Origin of the sequence: Streptomyces albus subsp. chlorinus, assembly GCF_013302895.1 — a bacterium.
Lineage (GTDB): Bacteria > Actinomycetota > Actinomycetes > Streptomycetales > Streptomycetaceae > Streptomyces > Streptomyces chlorinus.
On the sequence record NZ_VJOK01000001.1, the window covers coordinates 3541515 to 3550539 of the forward strand.

Consider the following 9025-nt stretch of genomic DNA (forward strand, 5'->3'; position numbering starts at 1 on the left):
CTGGCACAGTCCGCCCAACCGGGGGGCGACACGCAACCGGGGGGCGACACGCAGCAGTTCAGGGAGTACGCAGCCATGGCCACAGCCCAGTCCCCGGCTCCGATGCCGACCAGCGGTTACGGGGTCCACGGCACCGTCCGCAACGCCGACGGCATCGGCGTCGCCCGCGCGGCGGTCACGCTGATCTCGCTCAGCGGACGCCAGCTCGGCCGCTCCGTCGCCCACACGGACGGCTCCTACGGGCTGGACGCGCCGGGGCCCGGCAGCTACGTGCTGATCGCGGCCGCCGACGGCCACCAGCCGCAGGCGTCCACGATCGTGATCGGCGAGGGTCCCCTCAGCCACGATCTGCTGCTCTCGGGCACCAGCGGCCTGGCGGGCCAGGTGCGCGGGCGCTCGGACGGCGCCCCGGTGAGCGGCGCGATGGTCGTCGTCACCGATGTGCGCGGCGAGGTGCTGGCCACCGGCGTGACCGGCGAGGCGGGTGAGTTCCGCTTCGACGACCTGGTCACCGGCACCTTCACGCTCGCCGTCAACGCCAGTGGCTACCGGCCCACCGCGGTCCCGGTCGAGGTCCAGGGCCAGGGCATCACCCGGCTCGACGTCGACCTGGCGGCGGGCGCCCGGGTGACCGGCACCGTGCGGGCGGGCGCGAACCGCCGGCCGCTGCCGGACGCGCGGGTCACGCTGGTGGACGCCGCGGGCAACGTCATCGCCACCTCGACCACCGGTGAGGACGGCGCGTACGCCTTCACCGACCTGGACGCGGGCGACTACTCGGTCATCGCCAGCGGCTACCCGCCCCAGGCGAACGCGCTGCAGGTGACCGGACCCGGAGTGGACGCGTACGACATCGAACTGCACCACCCGGACGAGTGACCCCCCGGTCCTGACGGCGCGCGGAACGAGCGGAGCGCGCGCCGTCGGGTCCGGTCTGGGGAAGGGCCCCGGCCGCCCGGCGACCGCGTTGAGCGAGCGCGGGCAAGGGACGGCCCGCCGCCGAGGCGCCGGGGCCCGTCGTATGCGAGAAGGAGCAAGGAAGACATGACAGTCGGGGCAAGCGGAGCAGACGGCGGCCACAGCGCCGTCGAGCCGGGTACGGGCGCCGGCGGCGCCGGGCTCCGGGCGCGGGTGCGGACCCGGGACGGCTGGGCGGTGCAGCACGCCGTGCTGACCGTCACCGACATGACGGGCACCCAGGTGCTGCGGGCCGAGGCCGACGACGAGGGCCTCGTCCGCAGCGCGGAAGCGCTGCCCGCGGGCCCGTACACGGTGATCGCCACGGCGATCGGCTACGCGCCGGCCGCCTCCACCGCGATGGTCACCGCCTCCGGGCGGGCGGACCTGGGCACGCTGGTACTGGCCCGCCAGGGCGGCGTCGAACTGCCGCCGCCGGGCGCCTGGACGATCGACCCGACGCACTCGACGGTCGCCGCGAGCGCCCAGCACCTCGGGATGACCAGCGTGCACGGCCGGTTCACCGAGTTCGGCGGCCGGATCGAGATCGCGCAGGAGCCGGAGAAGTCGTCGGTGGAGGCCGTCATCAAGGCGGAGTCCATCGACACCGGCAACAGCATGCGCGACCAGCACCTGCGCTCGGCCGACTTCCTCAACATCGAGTCGTACCCGGAGATCACCTACCGGAGCACCGGCGTCGAGGTGGCCGGGCCCGACCGGTGGACCGTCCACGGACAGCTGGGCATGCACGGCGTGGTCCGCGACGTGGACCTCGACCTGACCTACCTGGGCACGGGCCCCGACCCGTGGGGCGGGGTGCGCGCCTCGTTCCGGGCCACCGCCGAACTGCGGCGCTCGGACTTCGCGATGAACTACAACCAGGTCGTCGCGGCCGGCATCGCGGCCGTCGGGACGACGCTGCGGGTCGACCTGGACATCCAGGCCGTCCAGGGCGAGTCGCTGCCGTTCTGACCCCCGCCCGGTCCGCCGTCCGCCTCAGCGGTCCTCGGGAGCCGGCGGCTGAGGCGGAATCACGGGCGCGGTGCGGTCCTGCGGGGCCGCGCCGCGCCCGCCGCGTGCCGCGGCCGCCTTCGCCTCGATACCCGCCACCACGCAGTCGAGCGCCACACCGAAGTCCCGCTCCTGGACCGGACGTACGGCCTCCGAGCACTCCGCGTACTCGGGGCGCGCCCCGAACGTGCTGCGCAGCGCGTCGTAGCAGTCCCGCGAGCTGACCCCCGCCTCGCCGCACCGGCGCTCCCAGCCGGCCTCCACCGCCGCGTGCCCGTAGACGAAGGAGAACAGGGCGGCCAGCGCCCCGTCCGCCTGCTCCTCGGGCAGCCCCGAGCGCAGCAGCACCCGCCGCACCCCCAGCTGGAACGACATCGCGCTCGGCCCGACATTGAGGAAACTGCCCAGCGTGCCGGAGGCCCACGGGTGACGGCGCAGCAGCCCGCGCAGCGCGAAGGCCGCCTGCCGCAACTGCTCGCGCCAGTCGGCGCCTTCGGCGTCCGCGTCGGGCACCTCCAGCTCGCCCTCCACGGCGTCCAGGGCCAGTTCGAGCAGATCGTCCTTGCGGTCCACGTACCAGTACACCGACATCGCCGTCACGCCCAGGTGCGCGGCCAGCCGCCGCATCGAGAACTTGGCCAGCCCCTGGGTGTCCAGCAGCCGTACCGCCGCCGCCGTGATCTTCTTCCGGTCCAGCCCCTCGGTCTGCCCGGCCCCGGCGGCTCTGCGGCGCCCCTCCGACCGCTCCTCCAGCCACACGCTGGTCCTGCGCATCCGGCTCGTGCGACTGCCGTCGCTCATGACACGCGCTCCTTCGGGGGCCGGCCCGGCTCCGGGAGCCGGTCTCAGGGGCGAACGGGACGGCAACGATCGGGAAGACTCCGGACCGTTACCTCCTCGATGCTAATCCGTATCCGCGCCCCCATCCGCCTTCGGCGACCCGTAGAGGACTATTCCGGACTTCACCGCTCCCGCCCGCCTCCCCCTTGACACCCGCACCTGCCCCTGGTGCCGTCCGCTCCGCCTGCGTCCACCGCGCCTGCCGCTTCCGCTGTGTCCGCCGCCTCCACTGTGTCCGCCGCGGCCGCTGTGCCCGCCGCTCCCGCTGTGTCCTCCGCTCCCGCCGCCGTGAGGACGTACCCCGCCCCTCGCCGGGTACGGATCATCGGCGCCCGGCCCGCGTCGATCTTCCGCCGCAGATACGAGACGTACAGCTCGACAAGGTTGACGTGCCGGCTGACGTCGTAGTCCCACACCCGCTCCAGGATCTGGGCCTTGCTCAGCACCCGGCGCGGATTGCGCATCAGATAGCGCAGCAGCTCGAACTCGGTGGCGGTCAGCCGGATCACCGCCCCAGCGCGCCGGACCTCACGGGTCTCCTCGTCCATCGTCAGGTCCCCGACGACGAGCAACGGCGCCCGCGCGCCCGAGCGTTCACACACACCACGCACCCGCCGCACCGGCTCACACCCCTCGTTCCCCACCCGACGCCTGCCGTTGCTCCGGCCGCGGCTCACGTCCTGCTGCCGGTCCCGCTGCCAGCCCGGTTGGTCGTCCCGCTGACCGTCCCGTTGTCCGTTCCGCTGCCGGTCCCGTTGGTCGTCCCGCTGACCGTCCGCCTGGCTGTCCCGGCGCCCGCTCCCCTGACCGTTCCGCTGTCCGCGCGGCACCGTGGCCGCGTCCGCTCCCGCTCCACTCCGGCTCATCCCGCCACCCTCGGGCATGCCCGTGAGAGGACGCTTGCCGGAACGTGTGATTCCGGTGAGAACGCCTCGGATGATTCCGGTGAGAACGCCTCGGATGATTCCGGTGAGAACGCCTCGGGTGATTCCGGTGACAACGTCTCGGGCCGATGCGTGACCGGCCCCCGCCGCCGCGCCCGTACCCCACCCGGCGCCCGGTCACCGGCCCGACGCCCATTCCCCTGTCGCCCTGTTCCCTCTATTCCCCTGTTCCTCTGTTCCCCTGCGCCTCAGGGCAGTTGCTTCGTAGCATGCCCGGGAGGCGCCCGCCCTCCGCGGTGGGCACGAATCGTCGACGGCCAGCGGGGGGACGCCGTGGAGGACGAGAACCGGACCGCCGGAATACGCAACGACCTGTCGGGCGAGTACCACGCTCCCGTCGTACAGGCGGGCCAGGTGCACGGTGACGTCACCCTGCACCACCACCACGCCGGCGGGGACGCGCCCGACGCCCTCGCGAACCCGGTCATCGCGACCGTCGGTCTCCGGCCCGGTTCCACCCTCGCGGACCTGGTCGTCGACGACGACCCGCCCCGGCACGTGACGCCCAGCGGCACGCTGCACATCGTCACCCTGGAGGCGCGCACGGCACGGGCCGTGGTGCTGCAGGCGGCGCGGGCCGTCGTCCTGTCCCGACGCCTGCCCCGCCCGGCCTGCCTGCGGCCACGGATCGGCAGGCCGATCGAGCCGAGGCGTTTCCTGACGGACCTCGACGCCGACCCGCCCCGGCTGCTCGCCCAGGGAACGGACTTCCCGTTCTCGATCAGCGCCACCGACGTCGAACAGTTCTGGTTCGAGCCCGTGACGACCACCCACGAGATCGCGTGGCAGCTGGAGGTCGACTGGACCTGCGCCGGCCACCGGGGCACGACCGTCATCAACGACAACGGCCAGCCGTTCGAGGTGTATCCCGTGGCCGCACTCTTCAGCGACGACGAGGAGGAGGGCGGGGACGGCCTCGGTGACGGCCATTCGGCCCTCCAGTCCTGCGGTTCCCTCGGACGCCACCATCCCGCGTGCCCGGCCCGCCGCCTCGAAGCCGCCTCGGCGGCCCCCGCCCCGCCCACCCAGGGCCGGCCCGTCCACGCCGTCTCCACCGTGCTGCCCGTACCCGGCGGCCGTCCGTCGGCTCCTTCGGGCAACAGCACCGAGGAGATCTACCGCGACGCCCTCGCACTGGGCACCGCCCTGGCCTCCGCGGACCCCGACGACCCCGCCACCTGGCCCGACCACCGGAAATTCGCGCGACAGGTACGGACGCTCCTCACCCGGCCCGGATTCCGCAGCCACGAATCGGAACCGTTCCGCGCACAGCTCATCCGCATGCTGCGCTATCTGTTCGTGTCCCAGCAGTACGAACTCGGCATCCGGACTGCCCGCACGGTCCGCCGCGCATGGAGCGCCGCCCTCGGGGAAGACCACCCGGACACCCTCGCCGCCGCCAACCGCCTCGCCGGGTTCCTGTACGGGTTCGCGAAGGACGACCAGGCACGGGCCCTGTGGGAGGACATGCTGCCGCGGTGCGAGAGGTCACTGGGCGACGACCACGCCCTGACCCTGACAGTCGCGGGCAACCTCGGCGCGGCCCTGAGCCAGCTCGGCGCGCACGAGGCGGCACGGGACCTGTTCGAGGACGTCCTGCACCGGAGCCGCAGGGCACTCGGTGAGGACCACGCCGACACCTTGCGTACGGCCGAGAACCTCGCAAGCATCCTCAGAAAGCTCAAGGACCACCAAGCGGCACGGACCCTGGGCGAGGACACCCTGCGCCGCTCCCGGAAAGCCCTCGGCGAGGACCACCCGAGCACCCTGTTCGCAGCCGAACGCCTCGCCCTCACCCTCCGCGAACTGGGAGAGACCGACACGGCACGAGCCCTCGAAGAGGACATCCACGAGCGCCGCCGCCGCGTCCTCGGCGAGGACCACCCCGACACCCTGCGCGCGAGGAGGGCCCTCACCTGACGAAGCCGGGCCCACACCCGATGACGCAGATCCCGGACTGCCGCCCCTCCCCGTAGACCGGCCACCGCCACGCTGTCGGCCCCACACACGAAAGAGCCCCGTCCACACTCGGACGGGGCCCTCTTGCTGCGCGCTCGGCAGGATTCGAACCTGCAACCTTCTGATCCGTAGTCAGATGCTCTATCCGTTAAGCTACGAGCGCTTGCTCTCCGGCTGTTTTCTTGCCGGTCGGCGTTGCGGGAACAACATTACATGACCTGCGGCCGGACGTGAAATCCGTTCCCGGCATCCCCTCTGACCTGCGAAAACACTGGGTGGAGGGAGAGGTCGGGGAACGCGTGAAGCCCCGGCCGGGGCCGGGGCTTCGGTGATCGTGAGATCAAGTGCGGAGGCTGAGGGATTTGAACCCTCGATGGGGTGATAGCCCCAAACCGCATTAGCAGTGCGGCGCCATAGACCAGACTAGGCGAAGCCTCCAGACACACCTGGGCCCGCTCGGAAGAGCGGACGAAGTGTGTGCTGATGATGGCACAGCCCAGGGGGCTGTCTCCAATCGACCCCTACCGTACTCGGTCCGCAGACCCCTGGGCAAAGCCTTAAGGGATCACCTCTCACGGCACGGGCCCAGCGCACGCCCCCCCGTGCGCGCCCGCCCCCGTGCGCGTCCGGACGGAGCGCGCCCGGACGGGGCAGGCCCGCAACGGCACGGCCCGAGCGGCGTTGGAGATGGGGGGCGTACTCGCGGCGCCCCCCACCCGTCCCACCCGGAAGGACGCGCTCCCCGTCAACTGCGCGGACGCGCCCTCACTCCTTGGAGTCGCCCGATGCCGTGCCGTACCGCCACCGCCACCGCGTCAACGCCCTCACCGACCGCACCAACCGCACCCACCGCACCCACCGCACCCACCGCACCCACCGCACAGGCCGTATCAGCGCCCTCACCGGCCGTGTCAGCCGCTACCCCCTCGACCGACCCCTCGACCGACCCCTCGGCCACCGCCTCGGCCCGCCCGCTCCCCCTCCTGGCCGCCCTCGCCGCCCTCACCACCCTCGCGGCCTCCCTGCTCCCCCTCGCGGGGGTACCGAAGGCGGCGGCCGCGGTCCGGCCCGCCGACCAGCTCACCTTCCTCGTACGGAACAGCGGTACGTCGCACGACGGGTCGTACACCCTGCGCTGCCGACCCGCGGGCGGTGATCACCCGGCGCCGCAGGCGGCCTGCGCGGCGCTGGAGCGGGCGACCTCCGGCGGCCGGAACCCGTTCAGGGCCCTGCCGTCCGGCACCACCTGCACGATGATCTACGGCGGGCCCGCCACCGCCCATGTGACGGGCACCTGGCACGGGCAGAGCGTCAACGCCCGGTTCAAGCGGGCCAACGGCTGCGAGGTCGACCGGTGGAACCGGCTGGTCCCGGCGCTGCCCCGGCTCTCCTGAGGCGGGGCCCGGGCGGCAGGCGGGTGGCTCCCTCGCATCCGCCACCGCGCCCACGGCCGGGGCCCGTAGACTCCCCCCTAGTGACACGCCCGGGGGCAGCGGCAGACTGGCAGCCGTGACCTGGCCGGACCAACAGGGAAGAAACGGGCGGAAGGTCACGAGCACGTGAGGTCAGCAGGAGGGAATTGTCGCCGTGAGCAGCAGGCCATCCCGAGGCGCTGCTCGCCTCGCCGCCATACTCGACGCCCTGCCCGACGCGCTGCTCCTGGTGAACTGCAACGGCACGGTGGTGAACGCCAACGCCATCGCGCTGGAAGCCTTCGAGACGCCCGGTACGGCGCTCGTGGGGCGCGGACTGCTCGACCTGCTGCCCGAGTTCGACTCGAAGCGCATCCCGGGCTCGATGCGGCGCCCCGACGAGGCCGCGCAGGCACAGGGCCGCCAGAAGCCGACCAGGATGGTCGCGCGGCGCACGGACGGCAGCGAGTTCCCGGTCGAGGTGACCAGCGCGAACCTTGAGGACGGGCGGACCCCGTACGCCTCCGCGTTCGAAGCCGCCTTCGCCGACCACCCGGGCGGTGGCGGGTACACCGGGGACGAGCTGCTGATGCTCGTCGTACGCGACCTCACCGGCACCCTCGACACCGAGGCCGAACTGGCGCGCCAGCAGCGGCAGACGGAGATGATCCTGCGTGCCGCCTCCGAGGGCGTCGTGGGCGTGGACTCCGAGGGCCGCGTGGTGCTCGTCAACCCGGCGGCGGCGCAGATCCTCGGCTACCGCGCCAGCGACCTGGGCGGCCAGGAGCTGCACCCCCTGGTGCACCACTCGCGGCCGGACGGCACGCCGCTCCCGTTCGAGGAGACCCCGCTGGCCGACACCCTGCGTTCGGGCCGCAAGCACCGGGTGCGCGCCGGGCAGGTGCTGTGGGCGAAGGACGGCCGCGTGGTCCCGGTCGACATGACGACGGCACCCGTGCGGGACGGTGACCAACTGGTCGGTGCGGTGCTCACCTTCGCCGACCGCCGCCCCTACGACGCCGTCACCGCCCGCCAGAACCAGCTGCGGGCCGTGCTGGAGGAGTCGCTCCGCGGACCGCTGGAACAGCTGCGCGAGGAGCTGTCCGGGCTCGCGTCCGATCCGGCCGGCCAGCTGTGGCCGGAGGCGAACCAGATCCTCCACCACCTGTCCGCGGGCTACGCCCGGATGACGACGCTCGTCGACAACATCCTGGGATACCAGCGGCTGGACGCGGGCCAGGAGCGGCTGCGCACCGAGCCGGTGCCGATGGACGCGGTCGTCTCGGCCGGCGTCGAGGGCGCCATCGAGCTGATCGGCCCCGGCCGGGCCCAGTTCGCCGTGCACGCGCCGCCGATCGAGGCCGAGGTCGACCCGGAGCGCCTCGCCGTCGCGCTGGCGCACCTGATCGCGGACGTCGCGGGCGGTGACGCCACCGGCCGGACGCCGACCGCGCCGCCGGCCGGTGTCGACCCGACGATCGTGGTCGCCGCGGCCCAGCGCGGCCAGGTCGTCCGCATCGAGGTGCGCGGCCCGCACAGCGGCGGCAGCCCCGTGCACGAGCCCCTGGTGCGCGGTGTGGTCGCCAAGCACGGTGGTGTGCTCCAGACCCATGAGGTCCCCGGTTCGTCGGGTGGCAGCGCGTACGTGCTGGAGGTCCCGGTCAAGGCGGTCGGCAACACCTCCCGCCCCTCCGGCAGCCGCGCCCGCCGGGCCGCCGGCCCGGGCCGCGGCGCGGACGGTTCGACGGGCGGCCCGACGGGCGGCCCGACGGACGCCTCCTCAGGCGGCAACTCGCTCGGCGACGGTACGCCGGGCAGCGGTTCCCTTGGCGGTAACCCGGCCGGTGACGGCTCGACCGGCGGCGGCTCGACCGGCGGCGGCAGGGAGCGGGGCCGGGGCGG

Annotated in this window: 6 protein-coding genes, 2 tRNA genes and 1 pseudogene; 5 read left to right on the forward strand and 4 right to left on the reverse strand. The window is 73.4% G+C overall.

All coding sequences use genetic code 11. The annotated features are described in order from the left end of the window. Positions 1 to 879: MSCRAMM family protein (locus tag FM076_RS33855; RefSeq protein WP_243274526.1), on the forward strand; the 879-nt coding region annotated here is incomplete at its 5' end. A 165-nt stretch (positions 880 to 1044) separates the two neighbouring features. Further along, the gene (locus tag FM076_RS15720; protein WP_173871290.1) at positions 1045 to 1929 is read left to right on the forward strand and encodes a YceI family protein; all 885 of its coding nucleotides are present in this window, start codon (positions 1045 to 1047) and stop codon (positions 1927 to 1929) included. A 24-nt stretch (positions 1930 to 1953) separates the two neighbouring features. Here the strand turns inward: FM076_RS15720 and FM076_RS15725 are convergent, their stop codons facing one another. Together FM076_RS15725 and FM076_RS33860 are read right to left on the reverse strand one after the other, a co-directional pair. Beyond that, positions 1954 to 2769 carry a TetR/AcrR family transcriptional regulator gene (locus FM076_RS15725; protein ID WP_173871292.1) on the reverse strand — a complete coding sequence of 272 codons (816 nt, stop codon included), beginning with the start codon at positions 2767 to 2769 and terminating at the stop codon, positions 1954 to 1956. A gap of 320 nt (positions 2770 to 3089) precedes the next feature. Further along, positions 3090 to 3434, reverse strand: a pseudogene (locus tag FM076_RS33860) (winged helix-turn-helix domain-containing protein); the annotation flags it as partial. A 591-nt stretch (positions 3435 to 4025) separates the two neighbouring features. Here FM076_RS33860 and FM076_RS34995 point away from each other — a divergent pair. Then, complete coding sequence (locus tag FM076_RS34995; RefSeq protein WP_345945038.1) at positions 4026 to 5672, forward strand: tetratricopeptide repeat protein; 1647 nt, start codon at positions 4026 to 4028, stop codon at positions 5670 to 5672. A 129-nt stretch (positions 5673 to 5801) separates the two neighbouring features. Here the strand turns inward: FM076_RS34995 and FM076_RS15740 are convergent. Both FM076_RS15740 and FM076_RS15745 read right to left on the reverse strand, forming a co-directional pair. Next, positions 5802 to 5874, reverse strand: a tRNA-Arg gene (locus tag FM076_RS15740). Positions 5875 to 6058: 184 nt separating this feature from the next. Continuing rightward, a tRNA-Ser gene (locus tag FM076_RS15745) sits at positions 6059 to 6149 on the reverse strand. A 470-nt stretch (positions 6150 to 6619) separates the two neighbouring features. Between FM076_RS15745 and FM076_RS15750 the strand changes: the two genes are divergently transcribed. Next, positions 6620 to 7105 (forward strand): SSI family serine proteinase inhibitor, encoded by a 486-nt coding sequence (locus tag FM076_RS15750; RefSeq protein ID WP_345945039.1) that lies wholly within the window; start codon positions 6620 to 6622, stop codon positions 7103 to 7105. A 193-nt stretch (positions 7106 to 7298) separates the two neighbouring features. Continuing rightward, a partial coding sequence (locus tag FM076_RS15755; protein ID WP_173871296.1) for a PAS domain-containing protein occupies positions 7299 to 9025 on the forward strand: 1727 nt, incomplete at its 3' end.